The 18,243-nt window shown below is 63.5% G+C and carries 17 protein-coding genes and 1 pseudogene; 9 read left to right on the top strand and 9 right to left on the bottom strand.

Features of this window, described 5'->3' with window-relative positions; all coding sequences use genetic code 11:
- Positions 1-19: 19 nt before the first annotated feature.
- The 4 genes and pseudogenes from HY17_RS10265 to HY17_RS10250 form a co-directional block, all read right to left on the bottom strand.
- Positions 20-622: a histidine phosphatase family protein gene (locus tag HY17_RS10265; RefSeq protein ID WP_233348745.1), complete on the bottom strand. Its 603-nt coding sequence runs from the start codon at positions 620-622 to the stop codon at positions 20-22.
- A gap of 105 nt (positions 623-727) precedes the next feature.
- Entirely contained in the window at positions 728-1,609 is an 882-nt protein-coding gene (gene lepB, locus HY17_RS10260; RefSeq protein WP_233348743.1) for a signal peptidase I, read from the bottom strand.
- A gap of 70 nt (positions 1,610-1,679) precedes the next feature.
- A complete protein-coding gene (locus tag HY17_RS10255; protein ID WP_233348741.1) occupies positions 1,680-2,789 on the bottom strand; it encodes an MBL fold metallo-hydrolase in 1,110 nt (369 codons plus the stop codon).
- A gap of 313 nt (positions 2,790-3,102) precedes the next feature.
- Positions 3,103-3,858: pseudogene (locus HY17_RS10250) on the bottom strand (pseudouridine synthase); the annotation flags it as partial.
- Between the two features lie 223 nt (positions 3,859-4,081).
- On the opposite strand from HY17_RS10250, the gene HY17_RS10245 reads away from it, so the two are divergent.
- Both HY17_RS10245 and HY17_RS10240 read left to right on the top strand, forming a co-directional pair.
- On the top strand, positions 4,082-5,254 hold the full coding sequence (locus HY17_RS10245) for an MFS transporter (protein ID WP_034766303.1): 1,173 nt from the start codon (positions 4,082-4,084) through the stop codon (positions 5,252-5,254).
- Positions 5,255-5,477: 223 nt separating this feature from the next.
- A complete protein-coding gene (locus tag HY17_RS10240; RefSeq protein ID WP_034766302.1) occupies positions 5,478-5,687 on the top strand; it encodes a cold-shock protein in 210 nt (69 codons plus the stop codon).
- Between the two features lie 68 nt (positions 5,688-5,755).
- Here the strand turns inward: HY17_RS10240 and HY17_RS10235 are convergent, their stop codons facing one another.
- Complete coding sequence (locus tag HY17_RS10235) at positions 5,756-6,295, bottom strand: DUF3833 family protein (RefSeq protein ID WP_034766301.1); 540 nt, start codon at positions 6,293-6,295, stop codon at positions 5,756-5,758.
- A 115-nt stretch (positions 6,296-6,410) separates the two neighbouring features.
- Here HY17_RS10235 and HY17_RS10230 point away from each other — a divergent pair, with 115 nt between their 5' ends.
- Positions 6,411-7,940 carry a cryptochrome/photolyase family protein gene (locus tag HY17_RS10230; protein WP_034766300.1) on the top strand — a complete coding sequence of 510 codons (1,530 nt, stop codon included), beginning with the start codon at positions 6,411-6,413 and terminating at the stop codon, positions 7,938-7,940.
- Between the two features lie 21 nt (positions 7,941-7,961).
- Here the strand turns inward: HY17_RS10230 and HY17_RS10225 are convergent, their stop codons facing one another.
- Positions 7,962-9,731 carry an acyl-CoA dehydrogenase gene (locus tag HY17_RS10225; RefSeq protein WP_034766299.1) on the bottom strand — a complete coding sequence of 590 codons (1,770 nt, stop codon included), beginning with the start codon at positions 9,729-9,731 and terminating at the stop codon, positions 7,962-7,964.
- A 119-nt stretch (positions 9,732-9,850) separates the two neighbouring features.
- Here HY17_RS10225 and HY17_RS10220 point away from each other — a divergent pair, with 119 nt between their 5' ends.
- The 5 genes from HY17_RS10220 to HY17_RS10200 are packed head-to-tail and all read left to right on the top strand — an operon-like array spanning position 9,851 to position 14,819.
- Positions 9,851-10,576 (top strand): YceI family protein, encoded by a 726-nt coding sequence (locus HY17_RS10220; protein ID WP_034766298.1) that lies wholly within the window; start codon positions 9,851-9,853, stop codon positions 10,574-10,576.
- An 11-nt stretch (positions 10,577-10,587) separates the two neighbouring features.
- Positions 10,588-11,784 (top strand): cytochrome b/b6 domain-containing protein, encoded by a 1,197-nt coding sequence (locus HY17_RS10215; protein ID WP_034766297.1) that lies wholly within the window; start codon positions 10,588-10,590, stop codon positions 11,782-11,784.
- Positions 11,785-11,832: 48 nt separating this feature from the next.
- A complete protein-coding gene (locus HY17_RS10210) occupies positions 11,833-12,771 on the top strand; it encodes an L-threonylcarbamoyladenylate synthase (protein ID WP_034766296.1) in 939 nt (312 codons plus the stop codon).
- Between the two features lie 9 nt (positions 12,772-12,780).
- Entirely contained in the window at positions 12,781-13,416 is a 636-nt protein-coding gene (locus tag HY17_RS10205; protein ID WP_051599914.1) for an FMN-binding negative transcriptional regulator, read from the top strand.
- Entirely contained in the window at positions 13,413-14,819 is a 1,407-nt protein-coding gene (locus tag HY17_RS10200) for an FAD-binding oxidoreductase (RefSeq protein ID WP_034766294.1), read from the top strand. Before HY17_RS10205 ends, HY17_RS10200 begins: the two co-directional genes overlap by 4 nt.
- Here the strand turns inward: HY17_RS10200 and HY17_RS19420 are convergent.
- Entirely contained in the window at positions 14,809-16,023 is a 1,215-nt protein-coding gene (locus tag HY17_RS19420) for a serine hydrolase (protein ID WP_051599911.1), read from the bottom strand. The genes HY17_RS10200 and HY17_RS19420 overlap by 11 nt on opposite strands.
- Entirely contained in the window at positions 16,023-17,168 is a 1,146-nt protein-coding gene (locus tag HY17_RS10190; protein WP_034766292.1) for an alpha-hydroxy acid oxidase, read from the bottom strand. Before HY17_RS10190 ends, HY17_RS19420 begins: the two co-directional genes overlap by 1 nt.
- Here HY17_RS10190 and HY17_RS10185 point away from each other — a divergent pair.
- Positions 17,167-17,574, top strand: coding sequence for a hypothetical protein (locus HY17_RS10185; protein ID WP_139068910.1), 408 nt, complete (start codon positions 17,167-17,169; stop codon positions 17,572-17,574). The two genes, HY17_RS10190 and HY17_RS10185, sit on opposite strands and share 2 nt — an antisense overlap.
- Here the strand turns inward: HY17_RS10185 and HY17_RS10180 are convergent.
- Entirely contained in the window at positions 17,571-18,242 is a 672-nt protein-coding gene (locus tag HY17_RS10180) for an HAD family phosphatase (protein WP_034766289.1), read from the bottom strand. The two genes, HY17_RS10185 and HY17_RS10180, sit on opposite strands and share 4 nt — an antisense overlap.
- Between the last annotated feature and the right edge of the window lies 1 nt (position 18,243).

Raw genomic sequence — 18,243 nt, 5'->3', positions numbered from 1 at the left:
TTCGATTTTGACCCCGGAATCACCGGTATTCGTAGACGCGGAAACTCCAATAGGAATCTCCGCCGTCGCGCACGCATCTCCAGCCGAGCTTCTTGAGCTCCGGCCGCAGCATGCGATTGAACCATCCATGCGCGGCCAGGTAGACCTTCGCATCCTCAGATGCCTCGTGCAGCTTCTGCGCAGCGTCCATCGCCCGCAGGCGGGCCTGAACGACGCTTTCCCCATCCAGCGCATGGCCATTCAGCCAGGCGGCGCGGGCGAGGATGTTCCATGTCTTCGGCAGGTAGCGCACCCGCGGCAACATCGGCGGTGGCAGCGGCGCTTCGTTGAAGACCGGGTCGTGTTCCGCTGTCATGTGCGGCGCGGCGCGGGCAGCGGTTTCCTGCGCGCGGATGCGGCCGGACGCGAAGACGAGGTCAGCATCCTTCACCGCTCCCATCAGGTCCGGCGGCGCGACCTGGCCTTCGGCCAGCGGGCTTTCTTCGTACCGGGCCCACCAGTCCTTGTACTGGCGCCAGTCGAGCCGCGGCCCGGCCGTACGGTCCAGCGCCGGCTTGCCATGACGCGACACCACGATGGGTCCGCGCCGGTTTGCTGTCGATGTCGTTTCTGGCATCGCCATCCGGTCCGTTCATTCTAGTCCGATAGGGTCAGATGCCCCGCGAACTTCCAGCCACTAGCGAGGTTGGCCGGAAGCGACAAGGCAGGAATCCCGGCTTTTGGATCCCTACAGGCCCTTCCACACGCGTTTCGGGCACTTCTCGCCGTCCAGCAGCTTGCAGCGATAGAAGCTCATCAACACCGTATCGGCCCGTCCCATCAGGTGATCCATGGGAACGAAGCCAACCGAGGCTTCCTTCGGATCCACGGCCAGCGGGCAGCCGACGCGATCCACAACATTGCCAACCGGCGGGCAGTGGCCGGATAGGAAACGGCTATCGAGGGAGTTGTCACGATTGTCGCCCATCATGAAGACATGGCCCTTGGGCACAATGAAGAGCACCGTGTTGTCGCCTCTGTCTCCCGCTTCCTGGCGGTCGGTGATCCAGCTTTTGCCGTCCTCGGCCGTCTCACGCCACTCATAGGCGGTCGCCACCCAGTTGGTGCCGTGCGGGACATAGCGGACGGAGCGGACATACTCACTCGGGAGCGGCTCGCCATTGATGTAGACCTGCTCGTCGATCATCTGTACCTGATCGCCCGGGAGGCCAATCACGCGCTTGATCATCACCTTGCCGGCATGCGGATGCTCGAAAACAACGACATCGCCGCGCTTCGGATCGCGCGCAAAGATGCGGCCTTTCGGCAGCGGCAGGTAGCGGCCCATGCTGAACGGCAGGGAGTAACGGTCATAGCCATAGGCGAACTTGGCCACGGCAACGCGGTCAGACACCTGCAGCGTCGGCACCATGCTTTCGGACGGGATAACGCGCTGCTCGTAGACAAGGCCTGAGAACAGCATGAACAGCGGAACGAAAACCGCAAGCGTGGCGCCCCATTCCTTCAGTTCCTGCTTCACCTTATCGGCGAGAGTGGTGGGCGCATTGTCACTGCCCTGCGCGGCCTTTTCGCCATCTCGTGCCATCAAGGCCTCGCTATCGTCTTTCAACAGGGGCCTTTCTTAGACGAAAGCCCGGCTGATTGCGAAGCCGAAAACTGCCAATGGGCTGTAAAACGGGTCAGCTGGCCAAACTGTAGAGCGTCACGCCGTCCGGGCCAGGTTCGGCCTTCACCTCGCCGCGATAGATCAGGCAGTTCAGGTGCGCCAGTGCTTCGCCGGTCGCCATGCCTTGTTCGTCCAGCGCAATTTTCCGTCCGAAGATGGCGGCGAACGTGTCCAGCACATTACGTGGCCGCTCTGCCAGGCGCTGCTTCAGGCGCGTCAGGGCAATCTCATGTCCGTCGATCAGGTGGCGCAACCGTTTGTGGGCGCCCCGGAACGGCTCATTGTGGGCCGGCAGCGCCAGCACGTCTTCCGGCAGACGCTCCAGCAGTTTCTCGCAGCTCGACATCCAGTCCAGCAGCGGATTGGCCGCCGGTTCGGTCGGGTGCACTGACACGTTGGAAGAGATGCGCGGCAACAGCTGGTCGCCTGAAATCACGATGTTTTCCGATGGGCAGAACAGGCAGACATGTTCCGGCGAGTGGCCGTTGCCCGTGATCACTTCCCAGGTCTCGCCGCCCATTTCGAACGTGTCGCCGTCGCTGAGGCGGAAGAAACTGTCCGGCATCTTCGAAACGCCGCGCCCGAAACCGCCAAAGCGGTCGCGGTAGTTTTGGAGCGCCGCCTCGTCCCAGCCGGCCTTGCGGTAGAAGCTGATCCCCGCCTCCGGCGCATCGCGGCCCGTGTCCGAGATGAGCATGCGGCAGGTCGTGTATTCCAGCCGGCTCATCCACAGCTCCGCCCCGTACTTGTAGCAGAGCCAGCCCGCACAGCCGACATGATCCGGATGCATGTGTGTGACGATCACGCGCTTCAGCGGCTTGTCTGCCGTTACCCGCGGTTCGAGAATCGCCTTCCAGGCGTCCCGCGTCTCTTTCAGCGGCATGCCGGTGTCGACGATCGTCCACCCGTCGCCGTCATCGATCAGCCAGACATTGATGAATTTCAGGGAGAAAGGCAGCGACATGCGGATCCACTGGATGCGCGGCGTGATCTCCATCATCTGCCCGTGATCGGGTGCAGCATCACCGTGCAGGTAGTTCAGCCCGGGGCGCTTGGGTGTCTTTGTCGTGAAACCGTCCATGCCGCCAGAATAGGCCGGGCGTGCAGCGCGTCGAGCCGTCACGCAGGGTCAGCTATTTGATCGGCGTCCGCTTGCGGGGGCCAAGTTTGGTACGCTTGAACTTGGCGCCGCGCATCGGATTGACCGGCTTTTCTTCCCGGCTGTCCGGCTTGCGGTCCCCGCGCGGCGGACCGCCTTTTCCGGCTGGCTTCCCGCCAGGTCTTCCGGAAGGCTTTCCCGAACGCGGCGGACGGTCGGGCCGTTCGCCACGTGCCGGGCGTTCGCCACGCTGGGGCCTCTCCTGCTGGGGCCTGTCCTGCGCTTCGCGCGGCGGGCGGCCCCTTTCTTCCCGCGGCTTGCGGGGCCGGGGTGCCGCACCACTGAGCAGCGCTTCGCGCTCACGCGCACTGATCGGGCGCCACTTGCCTTCCGGCAGGCCTGCAAGTTCCAGCGATCCGATACGCACGCGCATCAGGTCCACGACGCGCAGGTCCACCAGCTGGCACATGCGACGGATCTGGCGGTTGCGGCCCTCGTGCAGGATGAAGCGCAGCTCGTGCGCCTTCACCTGCTCCACCTCCGCCGGTTTCAGCTTGCGTCCGTCCAGCTCCAGGCCGTGGCGCAGCAGGGCGAGCTTCTCAGGCGTCACATCCCCCTTCACCTTGACCACATATTCCTTGTCGACCTGGCTTTCCGGCCCGATCAGCGCCTTTGCCAGCACGCCGTCCTCCGACAGGACCAGCAGGCCTCGGCTGTCCTTGTCGAGCCGGCCGAGCGGGGCGAGCTTGTTGTAGCGGCCGGGAATCGCGTGTGCTTTTCCGGACAGCGTCTTCTCCGTAATCAAGCGCACAGCAGGGATCTCGCCCGGTTCGGGCGTGCCGGAAACGATGCCTTCAGGCTTGTGGAAGATCAGCGACAGCTTGTTGTCCAGCTGTCGGGTCGCCTTCTGCAGCAGGGTCAGCGTCTGGCCGGCTTCGATCTTCTGGCCGGCGACAGCAGCTTCGCCATCGACCTTGATCAGGCCTTTCAGGATCAGCGCGTCGGCCTCGCGGCGCGAGCAGACGCCTTCCTCGGCCAGCCATTTGTTGATGCGCAGCGGCTCGGCGCCTTCATATGTCTTGGTCCAGGCCATGATGTGTCGGTTTCCTGCCGCTTCCGGTGCCCGTCATATCGGTCCCGCCGCAGGCCCGCAACCAGCGCGCTCACTGTTGGATAAGGCGCCTCTCAGGCAATGAAGAACACCATGAATACACCGTGTATGGACATGAATAAACGCCCCCGCACGGCCCGGAAGCCGCCTTTGTCACAAAGATACGGTCGACAGGCCAGGCGGTTTCGCGGATAAGCCCGCCTCCATGAAAACCACCGCCTCCCCCTCGCTCGCCTTTGCGTTGCTGCTGCTCGGCACGACCCTCGGTCTTGCCGGAACAGACCTTGTGCTGCCTGCCGTGCCGGGCCTGCCGGAGGTACTGGGCGGGAGTGCGGCCATGGCGCAGCTGGTGCTCGCTGCCTTCGTCGCGGGCGGCTGCGTGGGCCTGATCCTGTTCGGCGAACTCGGCGCGCGAGCGGACCAGCGCAGCCTTCTGGTCGGCAGCCTGATTGCCTATGCCCTCGTTTCGCTCGCCTGCGCGCTGGCGCCGTCCCTGCCCGCACTTGTCGGCCTGCGCTTTCTGCACGGACTGTCGGGCGCGGCGGCGGCCGTGTTCGCGCCGGGCATGATCCGCGCCATGTTCAGCGAGGCAGGCGCCGTTCGTGCGCTGGGGGTGATGGGCAGCGTCGAGTCCCTCGTGCCCGCCCTCGCCCCGGTCGCTGGAGTCTGGCTGCTGGCCGCGTTCGGCTGGACGAGTTCCTTCTACATGATCGCCGGCCTCAGCCTGATCGTCGCGGCGCTCGTCCGCGCCCTTGGTTCCAGCATGCCAGTGCCGCCGCCGACACGCGGCCAGGGCAGCTATATCCGCCTGCTGAGCAATGGAACCTATCTGCGCTATGCCCTCAGCCAGGCCTGCACGCTGGGCGGCCTGCTGATCTTCGTGTTCGGCGCCCCCGCCATGATGACCAAGGCGCTGGGCCTTACCCTCAATGCGTTCATCATCATGCAGGTGACCGGCATCGCTTTCTTCATCCTGGCGTCCAACATCGCCGGGCGGCTGGCCGACATGTTCGGGCCGGAGCGGATGATCCTTACCGGCTCCGCTGTCTCGGCCCTCGGGCTGATCGGGCTGGTCCTCTATGGCCTGCGCGGCGGAACGGATGCATGGGTCATCACCGCCCTCTTCGTGCCCGTGAACCTCGGCCTCGGCCTGCGCGGCCCGCCGGGCTTCTTCCGGGCCATTCTCGCATCTGACGGAGATGACGCCCGCGGCGCCGCGCTGGTGATCCTGTTCATCCTGTCGACCACCGCGACTGGCACGGCGATTGCCGCCCCGTTCGTGACGGCAGGTCTCGCCCCGCTGGCGGCCGTGGCAGCGAGCGGATCCTGCCTTTCGGTCCTGTTATTGCTGGCTTTACCAAGACTGCAGCCCCGGTAGTTCCATGAAATTTTCAGCATTCTGAATATTTAGTTGCAGATAAAAGCAGGCTTTGCCTTGCAATGCTGCCGAAACCCCTTAGATGAGTGTTTCGACTTTTCGCCGGACAATCAGGCATCGAATGTCAGGGCCTGCCCTGCCACTTTATCAGAGACCTCCCAAACAAAACTCGAACTTCCGCGAGCCCGCATGTTGCAGGCACGCATTTATACAGGAGTGTCCCATGACCAGTGGCACCGTAAAATTCTACAACGATCAAAAAGGCTTCGGCTTTATCGCTCCGGACGATGGCAGCACCGATGTGTTCGTCCACGCAACCGCGCTTGAGCGCGCCGGAATGCGCATCCTGACCGAAGGCCAGAAGGTTTCCTTCACCACGGCCGTCGACAAGCGCAACGGCAAGACTGCCGTCGACTCGATCGAAGCCGAATAGTCCTTCAGGACTATCAGGTTAAGAAAGGCCGCTTCCCTCGGGAGGCGGCCTTTTTTCTTGCCGGCAGCCTATTCCGCATCCTCCTGCGCCGGTTCCATCACCAAAGATACCGATCCCACGCGTAGGCCGAACCAGCCAACCGTCGCAGTGTTCAGCACTCGCCCGCCGCGGTCCTTGACCAGCACATCCCGGAACCGGACTTTGCGGCCATTACCGTTTTCCGACGGTAGAACGACGTCATATTCCAGACGGAAGGCGCGTCCGTCCTGATAGCCCCGCGCGGTGCCGACCACGTCTTCGCGGGTCCCGGCGTATTCACCCGGCGCGATGCGTTCGAGTTTCCAGGTTTTCTGGTCTTTTTCGCCGTCGTCATAGACGAAGTCCTCGACCAGAGTAAATGTCTCACCGTCCCATGTGCCGGTCAGTTTTGCAGTGAATGTCCGGTGCACGCCGGTGATGGACTTGAACTCGCCGCGCGCCACATGGGCACCGGCAAGATCGCGCTCGATCACAAAGGCATCACCTGCGGCATCGTCCGGCACGGGCGGCCGGCTGGCACAAGCAGCGACGAGGGCGAAGGCGGCGAGGGCTGGGAGTTGCTTCTTCATGGCCCTTGGTACGCGCCTCGCCCACATTCGGATGACCGCGTCTAAGGAAACCGATGTGCGCCCTGTTTCGTAAAGAGCGCAGACCCACTGCGCATACCGCCGAAAGGCCAAGCCGATTACCGATCTTGTTTTCATCCTGGGCGACCAGCTTTCGCCATCCATCTCTTCCCTGAAGGCCGCGAGCCGGGACTCGGCCCGCATCCTGATGGCGGAAGTGATGGAAGAGGCGTCCTATGTGCCGCATCACAAGAAGAAGATCGCCTTCCTGTTTTCCGCCATGCGCCACTTCGCCGAAAACCTTCGGGAAGACGGCTGGACGGTCGATCATGTGCGGCTGGACGATGACGGCAATTCCGGCAGCTTTACCGGCGAACTGAAGCGCGCCATCAACCGCCACGGCCCGGACCGCATCCTCGTCACCGAGCCCGGCGAATGGCGTGTGCGGCAGGACATGGAAACCTGGGCAGACGAGACCGGCCTGCCCGTCGATATCCTTGAGGACGACCGCTTTCTCTGCCCGCACGAGGAATTCCGCGACTGGGCCGAGGGGCGCAAGGCATTGCGGATGGAGTATTTCTATCGCGAAATGCGCCGCAAGACGGGCCTGTTGATGGAAGACGGCGAACCGGCAGGCGGAAAGTGGAACTATGACGCGGAAAACCGCAAACCCGCCAAGGCGAGCCTCTTCATGCCGCAGCCGCACCGGGTGCAAACTGATCCGATTACGGAAGAGGTGCTCGCCCTCGTCACAGAACGTTTCGCCGATAGCTTCGGAGACCTTGAGCCCTTCTGGTTCGCCGTCACACGCGAGCAGGCTGAGGCTGCGCGGGCACACTTCATCTCAGAGGCGCTGCCCGATTTCGGGGACTATCAGGACGCCATGCTGGCCGGGGAGAAATTCCTCTACCACTCGCTCCTCTCCTTCTACATCAATGCCGGCCTGCTGGACCCGCTGGAGACCTGCCGGATGGCGGAAACGGCCTGGAAAGCAGGCGATGCGCCTCTGAATGCGGTGGAAGGTTTCATCCGACAGATCATCGGCTGGCGGGAATATGTGCGCGGCATCTACTGGCGGAAGATGCCGGACTATCTGGACCTCAATTTCTTCGACGCCGACCGGCCCTTGCCGGAATTCTACTGGACCGGTGAAACGGAGATGGCCTGTCTGCGAGACGCGATCACACAGACAAAGGAAGAGGCCTACGCCCATCACATCCAGCGCCTCATGCTGACCGGGAATTTCGCCCTGCTGGCGGGCATCGACCCGAAGGCTGTGCATGAATGGTACCTCGCCGTCTATGCCGACGCCTATGAATGGGTGGAGCTTCCAAACACGCTGGGCATGAGTCAGTATGCGGACGGTGGCATGTTGGGCACAAAACCCTATGCGGCCGGGGGCAATTATATCAACAAGATGTCTGATTATTGCGATGGCTGCCGGTATGACGTGAAGCAGAAAACCGGGCCGGACGCTTGCCCGTTCAATTCGCTCTATTGGGATTTCGTCAGCCGCAACGCAGACAAGCTGCGCACCAATCCCCGCATGGCGCGCGTCTACTCCACCTGGGACCGGATGAAGGACGACCGGCAGGCCGAATATCTGGAAACGGCGGCGAAATTCCTAACCTCGCTCGACGTCGAATGAGGTCAGGTGCGCCTTATCCGGTCAGATCCCGAACAGCGCCTCGCTACCTTCCAGGAAGGTCTGGCCGCCTTCGGTGATGCCGGGCACGCGGCCGGGGGCTTCGGCCAGCGCGGTCTCCGCAAAGAAGCCTGCGAGCGCGAGGTTACGGGCGCGGGTGCCCGTATCGCTGGAGCGCGCGGCGACGGCCGCTTTCGTCAGGAAGTGGCCGCCAATCACGTCGCCTGCCAGCGCCAGATAGGCCGTCGCCCCGGCGAGTGCCTTGTCCTGATCCCGGTCTTTCATGGCGGCCAGCATCCAATCCGTCGCTTCGCGCAGCGCATCGGCGCCGGCACGCAGGCGGTCTGCGATCTGGACGAGCTGCGGCTCGTTCGTGGCGCGGGCTTCGCGGATGGTGGCGTCGATATCGCCGAGGATCAGCCGCATGGACTCACCGTTCGTGCCGGAGAGCTTGCGGCCAACAAGGTCGATCGCCTGAATGCCATTGGTGCCTTCATAGATCGGCGCGATACGGGCGTCGCGGTAAAGCTGCGCGGCCAGCGTCTCGTTCATGAAACCCATGCCGCCATGAATTTGCAGGCCGAGGCTTGCGACCTCGACGCCCATGTCGGTCGACCAGGCCTTGGCAATTGGCGTAAGCAGGTCTTCGCGTAGCTTCGCGGCATGGCGCGCCTGCTCGTCGGTCGCAGCCTCGGCAAGGTCTGCCGCCACACCGCAGGCATAACAGATGGAGCGGGCCGCCGCGACGCGGGCGCGCATGGTCGTCAGGGTACGGCGCACATCGGCGTGGTGCAGGATCGGGGCGGGGCCGTCGACGCCCGGCGCCTTGCCCTGCTTGCGCTCCTGCGCGTATTCGAACGCGGTCTGGTAAGCCGCCTCGCCCACGGCGACGCCTTCTAGGCCCACGTTCAGCCGCGCCGAGTTCATCATGGTGAACATGCAGGCAAGGCCCTTGTTCGCCTCGCCGATCAACCAGCCTTTTGCACCGTCATATTCCATCACGCAGGTGGGGGAGGCGTGGATGCCGATCTTCTTTTCAAGACCGATGCATTTCAGGCTGTTGCGTTCACCCAGGCTGCCGTCCTCATTGACGAAGAATTTCGGCACCAGGAACAGCGACACGCCGCGTGACCCGGCCGGGGCATCCGGCAGGCGCGCGAGCACGAGGTGGATGATGTTCTCGGCGATGTCATGGTCGCCCCAGGTGATGAAGATCTTCTGGCCGCTGATCGCGTAGGAGCCGTCTTCCTGCGGCACGGCTTTCGTTTTCAGCGCGCCGACATCGGAGCCCGCCTGCGGCTCGGTCAGATTCATCGTGCCGGTCCAGTTCCCGGCGATGAGATTGGGCAGGTAGGTCTGCTTCTGCGCGTCGGTGCCATGGTGCAGCAGCGCCTCGATGGCGCCGAAGCTCAGCAACGGGCAGAGACCGAAGGCCATATTGGCCGAGTGGATCATCTCCATTACGGCCAGCGCGACCGCCTTGGGCAGGCCCTGTCCGCCCCATTCCTCCGGCGCGGAAAGCCCCATCCAGCCGCCATCACGGAACTGGGCATAGGCCTCGGCAAAGCCCGGCGCGGCCTTCACGCCCTCATCGGTCAGAACGGCCCCGGTTGCGTCGCCGGACTGGTTCAGCGGCGCCAGCACGTCCCGGGCCAGCTTGCCGGCTTCTTCCAGAATCGGTGCAATCAGCTCGGCATCGTAAGCCTCGAAGCCCGGCAGGCCTTCCAGCTTCGGCAGGCCGGCGACAGCCTGCAGCGTGAAAGCCATGTCGTTGATAGGGGCTTCATAGGCCATCAATTTATCTCCGATTACGCATAAGTGATATTGGGCTCAGGCTTTAGCGTGACTGTAGCGACTGTCCAGCGGAGCACTATACTCTGCGTCAACCTGACCAACAGAAGGCTCAACCACCCATGCGCACAATCCTCCTTTCCGTTTCTGCAATTGCTCTCGTCGCTTGCGGCGCCCCCACGGCCAGTGAAGCTGCTCCGGCAACCCCGGAAACCAGCGCCGCTGAGACCACCGCCGGCCCGGCCGAAGCCCCGGCCCCGGAACTCGGCCCAGCTGGCACCTATGACCTCGACCCGACCCACGCCTCGCTGACCTGGCAGGTCAACCATTTCGGCCTGTCGAACTACACCGCCCGCTTCACCGGTATTTCCGGCACGCTGGAGTTCGACCCGGAAGACCTGTCCGCCAGCGTGCTGGATATCACCGTCGATCCGGCCTCGGTCGAGACCGACTTCCCGGGCGACTTCAAGGCCAGCCACCCGGACAGCCCGTTCGACACGTTCGATCAGGAAATCTCCGAGAGCGACGCCTACTTCAACTCCGCGGCTTTCCCGGCCATCACGTTCAAGTCCACCGAAATCACCACGACCGGCCACAACACTGGAACCGTGACCGGCGACCTGACGTTCCGCGGCGTGACCAAGCCGGTCACCCTCGACGTGTTGTATAATGGCACCGCAAGCTTCCCATGGGCCCCGGATCAGCCGAAGATCGGTTTTTCGGCCACCAGCTCGCTGAAGCGGTCCGACTTCGGCATGGACATACTGGTGCCAAGCGTCAGTGACGAGGTAGACTTGCTGATCGAAGTCGAATTCGCCAAGGCAGCGGAAGCCAGCGAATCTGAATAAGGCCTACTTCCATGCATGCTCCATCCTCCAACCGGTACACCGCCGTCGCGATTCTCCTGCACTGGGCGATCGCGGGCTTGATCCTGTTCATGATCTGGCTGGGATGGAACATGGAAGACAATGAAGCCCGCTTCCAGCTGCACAAATCGATCGGGATTGCGATCCTGTTCCTCAGTGTGGCGCGGGTGACGTGGCGGTGGCTGAACCCGCCGCCGCCATTGCCGGACGATATGACCCCGTGGGAGAAACGACTCTCCCATGGGGTACATGTCGGCTTTTACGCCCTGATGATCGCCCTGCCGCTGCTTGGCTGGTTGCTGGTGTCCACCTCGAAATTCCAGGTTTCGACTGTCCTTTTCGGCACCGTCAGTTGGCCCCACCTTCCGTTTACAGAAGGCCTGCGGGGCGGGGTGGTGCACGAGGTGACCGAGTTCCTGCATTCCAAGGGCGCCTGGGTTCTGATCGTGCTGCTAGGCCTGCACGTTGCTGGCGCCATCAAGCATGAAGTTGCCGCGGAACAAGGCGTATTCAAGCGTATGATCCCGGGCCTGTTCGGCCGGGCACATTCACCGGCTCCGGCGAGGGGCTACGTAACTGCCTTCGGCGCCGCTGTGCTCCTGTTCGCGGTCATCGCGGCGGTCCCGCTGATGAAATCTTCGCCGTCATCGCCGGCAGGCCCCGGCACGATCGGCGCCGTCCCGGCAGAAGCCGGCAATTGGGAGATCGATCCTGCGACCTCCGAAATCGCCTTTTCCGGCATGTATCAGGGCAAGCCTTTCTCCGGCACATTCTCCCGCTGGGATGCGAATGTCCTGTTCGACCCGGACAATTTGGAAAGCTCCGCCGTCGAGGTCGAGGTTTATCCTGGCACGGCCAGCACGGGCACCAAGCTATATGACGACACGCTGCAAGGCGGCGAATGGTTCGATACGAACACGTTCCCGGTCGTGAAAGTCAGCCTGATCAATTTCGCGGCCTCAGCCGAGGGCGGCTACAGAGCAGAAGCCTCGCTGCTGGTGAAGGAGAAGGCCGTCAATGTACCGTTCGACTTCAGCCTGATCATCGAAGGTGACACCGCGACCTTTGAAGGCACGACCACGCTCTCCCGCGCGGGCCTGAACCTCGGCCAGCAGTCTGACCCCGGCGGTGACTGGGTCGCAGACGAGGTCACCGTTACCGTCAAAGGCACCGCTACCCGCAAGGAATAATGCGCCTGCGGCTTCCGGCCAGGCGGGACGGGTGATAAGGCGCGCACTATGACCGCCATCGTGCCCATCCAGCCGGGAACGCTCAGCCTCGCCGCCATGCATCTGCGCGGCGGCGGCCTTGTCGCCATGCCCACCGAAACCGTCTACGGCCTCGCCTGCAATGCCGCGAACCCGGATGCCGTGGTGCGCCTCTATGAGGCCAAGGGCCGCCCGCGATTCAATCCGCTGATCGCCCATGTCGCCAATATGGAGATGGCGGAGCAGGAGGCTGTCTTCTCCGAGTCCGCCCGCGAGATCGCCGCGAAGTTCTGGCCGGGGCCACTGACCATGGTCCTGCCCGTCGCGCCGACCGGCACCGTCAGCGACATCGCCCGCGCGGGCCTCAACACGATCGCGCTGCGTATGCCGGCCCATCCTGGCGCGCGCGCGCTGATCGAAACCTTCGGCAAGCCGCTGGTCGCGCCCTCGGCCAACCGGTCAGGCCATGTCAGCCCGACAACGGCGCAGCATGTGAAGGAAGACCTGGACGGGAAGGTCGACCTGATCCTCGACGGCGGTCCGTGTGAGCGCGGCATCGAGTCGACCATCGTGTCTTTCGTTGGCGAGCGCCCTGTCCTGCTCCGCGCTGGTGCGCTGGAAACCTCCGCGCTGGAGGCTGCGCTTGGCCAGTCTCTGGTGGCCCGGGAGGAAGCCGACGGAATCTCCGCCCCCGGACAGCTGAAAAGCCACTACGCCCCGAACGCCCGCGTCCGCCTCAATGCCGACGCACCGGAGCCGGGCGAGGGATGGCTCGCCTTTGGTAAGACGCCCTACCCGGGTCTCAATCTGTCAGAAGCCGGAGACCTGCGCGAAGCCGCGAAGAACCTCTTCGCGGCCCTGCGCGCGCTCGATACACAGCATGACCGGATCGCCGTCGCCCGCATCCCGGACGAAAGCCTCGGCGAAGCAATCAATGACCGCCTCGCCCGCGCGGCCCACCGGGATTAGGATAAGGCCATGCACCCTGCCCGCCGTTTCCATGTCACAGACCCTGCCATCCTGCGCCAGCGCATTCTCGAGCATCCGTTCGCGGTGATCAGTGCGGTGAGCGATGGCCAGCCCATTGTGGCGCACGCCCCCATTCTTCCCTATTCAGAGGGCCTCCCCTCCGGGGAAGGGGAGCCCCTTAAACTGCGCTTTCACCTGTCCGTCGCCAATCCGGTCACCAAGGCCCTGCTTGCGGGTAGCCCGGTTCTGGCCGTCTTCACCGGCGCACACGCCTATGTCTCCCCGGACTGGTACGGCATCGACGACCAGGTGCCGACTTGGAACTATATCTCTGTAGAAGCTGCTGGCCCGGTCACCCGGCTGGACGATGACGCGATGCGCCAGCTGATCGACGACCTCTCCGACCATTTCGAAGCAGGCCTCGCACCGAAACCAATCTGGAAGACGGCCAAGATGAAGCCCGCCCGGCTGGAGGCGCTGTATCGCGGCCTGGTGGCGTTCGAAATCCGCCTGGAACGCTTCGAAGGCATTGCCAAGCTGAACCAGGACAAACCGGCCAGCGCCCGCGCCGGCGTGATCGAGGCGCTGGACGCGACAGAAAGCGGCTTCGCGCTCGCCGCGGAAATGCGTAAACTGGAGTCATGACCCAGACGCTCTCCCCAGACTTCCTCGCCGCCCTCAAGGACATGCTCGGACCGCAAGGCTGGAGCGAAGATCCGGATGTCCTCTCCGAACACGCGCAGGCCTGGCGCGGCGTGCTGCAGGGCGAAACGCCCATCGTCGCCAAGCCCTCCAGTACGGAAGAAGCCGCTGCGCTGGTGAAACTGTGCAGCCAGCATGGCGTCGCGATCTGTCCGCAGGGCGGCAATACGGGCCTTGTCGATGCGGGCGTGCCGCATGGCGAGATCTGCGTCTCCATGCGCCGCATGAACAAGGTGCGCAGCGTGGACGTGTTCAACAATTCGATGGTGGTCGAAGCCGGCGCCCCGCTGGTCACGGCGCAGCAGGCAGCCGAAGAGGTGAACCGGCTGTTCCCGCTGTCGCTCGGTTCCGAAGGCACCGCCACGATTGGCGGCCTGATCTCCACAAATGCGGGCGGCGTCGCCGTGCTGCGCTACGGCATGATGCGCGATCTCTTGCTGGGCATGGAAGTCGTGCTGCCGTCCGGCGAGATCTGGGACGGGCTTTCGGGCTTGCGCAAGAACAATACGGGCTACGACCTGAAACATTTGTTCGCCGGAGCTGAAGGCACGCTGGGCCTCGTCACCGCAGCGACGCTGAAACTGTTCCCGAAGGTGCAGCGCGCCACCGCATGGGTCACCGTCGACTCCACGCAGGACGTGATCGCGCTGCTCGCCCATGTGCGCGAAATGGCGGGCGACACGGTCACCAGTTTCGAGATGATCCCGGCCAATGCGGTCGAGATGGTGCTGGCCGATATCGAAGGCACGCGCGATCCACTGCCTTCGAACCTCGCCTGGCGGGTGCTGATGGAAGTGTCCTTCTCGGATGAAGCCATGGCCCGCAAGACGCTGGAGACGGCGCTGGAAACCGCCTTCGAGAAAGGTCTGATCCAGGACGCCGCCATGGCCGAAAGCCTCGCGCAGGCAAAGGCCATGTGGATGGTGCGTGAGACAATCCCGCTGTCCAAACGCGCCTATGGCAATTCGCTGAACCAGGACATTTCCGTGCCGGTCAGCAAGATCCCGGCCTTCATGGAAACCTGCAATGCCCGCATCGTCGACAAGCTGCCGAAAGCGGACTTCGTCATCTTCGGCCATGTCGGCGACGGGAACCTGCATTACTCCGTGATCGAAGCGCCGGGGAAAACCGGCCTGAAGGAAAATTTCAACGCGCTGACCCGCATTATCTATGATACGGTGATGGAGTTCGACGGGTCGATCTCTGCCGAACATGGCGTTGGCCGCCTGAAGCGGGACGAACTGGCAAAGCTGCGCCCACAGGCCGCCACCGACACGATGCGCGCCATCAAGAAGGCGCTGGACCCGAAGGGCATCATGAACCCCAATCGCGTCGTCAGCGTCTGAGCAGGTCCCCGGCGGCCTTTACGGCTGGTGCGTCCCACGCATTTATGGTGCGGTGAATTGACGAAATTGGTACCTCCGTGTCTTCCGGCGCGGGCATGCCGGTGATGGCATAGGCAATCTCGGCGTCCAGTTCCGGTGCATGCCAGGCCCCTGAATAGAGCCCGTAGGCCTCGCCGTGATGCCCGATCAGCTTCACGCCGGGTACCGGAGAATCCGAAGCCGGATGAATCTGCGGCCCCTCGCCATAGACGGTGAAATAACCATCGTCAGTATCGCCGTTCTGCACAGCCGGATCGAATACCCAGGCTGGACGCGTGGCGACCTCATCCACGGCGATGGTGCGGACAAGCGGGCAGAGTTCCTCAAGGCTCGCGCGCAGGCCACCTTGCGGGCTGAACAGTGTTCCGTTCGTACCGACTTCATAGTCCTCAAGTACCAGACCCTGCGGCATCGTCACCGCCGGCCCCATCCCATTCAGCATGTCCGGACCATCCGTCTGGACCGTCCATTTGTCATCGATCTTTCGGCTGAGCGTTGCACCGGCGCGGCGCTCTTCCTCCGGCACGCCGGACCAGTTGAAACCAGCCGTGATGCCCAGCGGGCCCAGCGTGATACGGTCGGCCAGCAGGTCGAACCGTTCGCCAACCTCCCGCTCCAACACTGTCGCGAGAATACTCCAACCAAAATTGCAATAGGTGAAATATCCGCCGGGCGGACCAGGCAACCAGATGTTCGGCGTAAACAGGTCCTCGATTCGTCCGGTCTCTGTATACCAATAGACCTCCGGATCCTGCAGGCCGGACGTATGGCTCATCAGGTGCCGAAGCGGGATCTCCACATCCGGAAAGCCCGGATGGCGCATCGCATCGCCAAACCAGTCTGACAGCGGCGCGTCGAGGTCGATCTCGCCACGCTCTGCAAGGCGGTGCGCCGTCAGCGCGACTGCCAGTTTGGAGACGGAAGCCACCCGCATCTTCGTATCCGACCGGAAGAGGTGGCGGCCGTTCGCAATGCCCGCCCCATGGGCGAACACAGTCTTGCCTCCCTTGCGAACGACGAGTCCCGCCGCTGGCGCGATGCCGTGCGCGACGATGCTGTCGATGGCTTCTTCGGGTGGAATGCCTTCCTCGATTCCTGTTCCGGACGCGCGTCCGCAAGCGCCCAGCATGGACAGGCCGAGGGCGATAAAATTCCGGCGATCCATCAGCGGCGCAATCTCAAAAGTGTTTCGTCAAGATCGGCGAGGCGCGGCACGCCCAGCAGGCCGAGGCCGCGCTCCACATCGTCCTTCAGAATCTGGATCGCCCGGGCAACGCCCGCTTCGCCGCCGGCCGCCAGCCCGTAGAGATAGGCCCGTCCGATGGCCACGCTGGTGGCGCCGCGCGCGATCAGCTTGAGCGCATGACTGCCCCGGCGCACGCCGCCATCGGCGATCAGTTCAATCTTCGGATCAATCGCCTCGCGAACCTCTGGGATAAGGTCGATCACCGGCACGGACGTGTCGATCTGGCGCCCGCCATGATTGGACAGCCAGACGGCGCTCGCGCCATGTTCCACTGCGCGCACGGCATCTTCCGCGGTAGCGATGCCTTTCACCGCGAACGGGCCGCCCCATTCATTGGCCATCCATTCGGCGTCCTTCCAGGCCATGCTGCGGTCGAACAGATTGTTGATCGTCCCCATCACATCGCCGCCGCCTGCCTGCTGCGCGAAGTTTGCCGGACCGATCTTCGATCCGGTCACGATATCCCAGAGATAGCCAGGCTTTGCCAGCGCCTGTGTCGCGGTCTTGGAATTGACCTTCGGCGGAATTGAAAAGCCGTTGCGCGGGTCACGTTCACGGTAACCGGCCACAGCCGCATCCACCGTCAGCACACAGCCGACAAAGCCGGCCGCTTTTGCCCGGGCCAGGAACTCCTTCACCACGCCCCGGTCTTTCCAGACATAGATCTGGATGATCTTCGGCACGTCCGGCGCGGCAGCGGCAATATCTTCCAGCGTCTGGCTGGCGAGCGTGGAGGCGGAATAGGCGATGCCTGCCTTCTGCGCCGCGCGGGCGACGGCCAGTTCACCTTCCTTCGGATAGAACAGACGGGACGCTGCCGTCGGCGAAATGAAGAACGGCATCGGATTCTTCTGGCCGAACAGCGTCGTGGACAGGTCGAGCTTTGTGACATCGACCAGCGAATTCCACTGCCATTCATAATCGGCATACCGATCAACCGACCGGCGCAGCGTGATCTCGTCTTCCGCGCCGCCGTCGATATAGTCAAACACCATGCGCGGCAGGCGCTTCTTCGCCAGCGTGCGCAGATCGTCGATATTGATTGCCCTGGATGCCCTGCTCATGCCGGGAACTGTAATCCTCTTTGCGGGCACCGGCAATTCCAAAGCCATGCCTTGCCAGCCTGCCCGCAATGGCTACCGTGAAATGGAAGGAGACAGTTCCATGCGACTCATCACCGGCCTCGCCCTCATCGCCATCCTGCCCGGCCTCGCCGCCTGCGACCTGGTCGGCCCCGGCCCGATCGCAGGCGGCCCGTGCAGTTATGAAACCTCCATCGTCGAAGGCACCGTCACGGAAGTCGACGAGGACGGCGCCCTATTGATGGGCGAAGAGGGGGAGTTCTGGGTGACAGCCGAGTATCTGGGCACGCTGCCCGAAGTCGGCGATACGCTGACCCTGCAGCGCGAACGCATCACTGAAGGCACCTGCACGCCGGAAATCTATTCCGTGGTGGAAACCGGGAATTAGGCGCGCGTCAGCCGACTGGCGATCTCAAGGTGAGAGGCGAACACGCCGTGCGCCCCGGCGTCGGTCAGCCGTCCGGCAAGCCCTGCATCAGCATGGCCGCCACCGGTGAAGCCCCAGGCCGTCATGCCCGCCGCCCGCGCGGCCGTCACACCGTTAACGCTGTCTTCGATAACGAGGCAGGTTTCCGGCCGGGCGCCGATCTTCTCGGCGGCAAGCAGGAACAGATCCGGCGCAGGCTTCCCGTTTGCGACGAGATCTGACGAATAAACGTGCGGGGCGAACGTCTCGTGCAGGCCGGTCAGTTCCAGCTTGCGCACCAGCTTGTCCGCTTCCGAGGAAGACGCCACTGCCCGCAGGCCCGGAAAGGCGGCGACCACATCCAGCACGCCGGAAATGGCCTTCAGATCCGTCTCGTATCTCTTCCAGTTATTGGCGTGCAGCTGGGTGCCGAAACCTTCCGGCAGGGTGACACCCGCCGCGTTTGCATCCGCGCTCAGCGCGATGTGGAAATCCCGGTTATGCAGACCGACGAAGCGATGGACGAATTCCTCGAACCCATAGTGCAGGCCCCAGCCAGCCAGGGTCTCGCGTTCGCAGGCTATCGCAATAACTTCGGAATCGACCAACACGCCGTCGCAGTCGAAAATCAGCGCGTCGAACTCTGCCATT

Source organism: Hyphomonas sp. CY54-11-8 (genome assembly GCF_000682735.1).
Classification (GTDB): domain Bacteria; phylum Pseudomonadota; class Alphaproteobacteria; order Caulobacterales; family Hyphomonadaceae; genus Hyphomonas.
The sequence above is the reverse complement of the archived record's forward strand: the minus strand, read 5'-3'. Positions and strand labels throughout refer to the sequence as shown.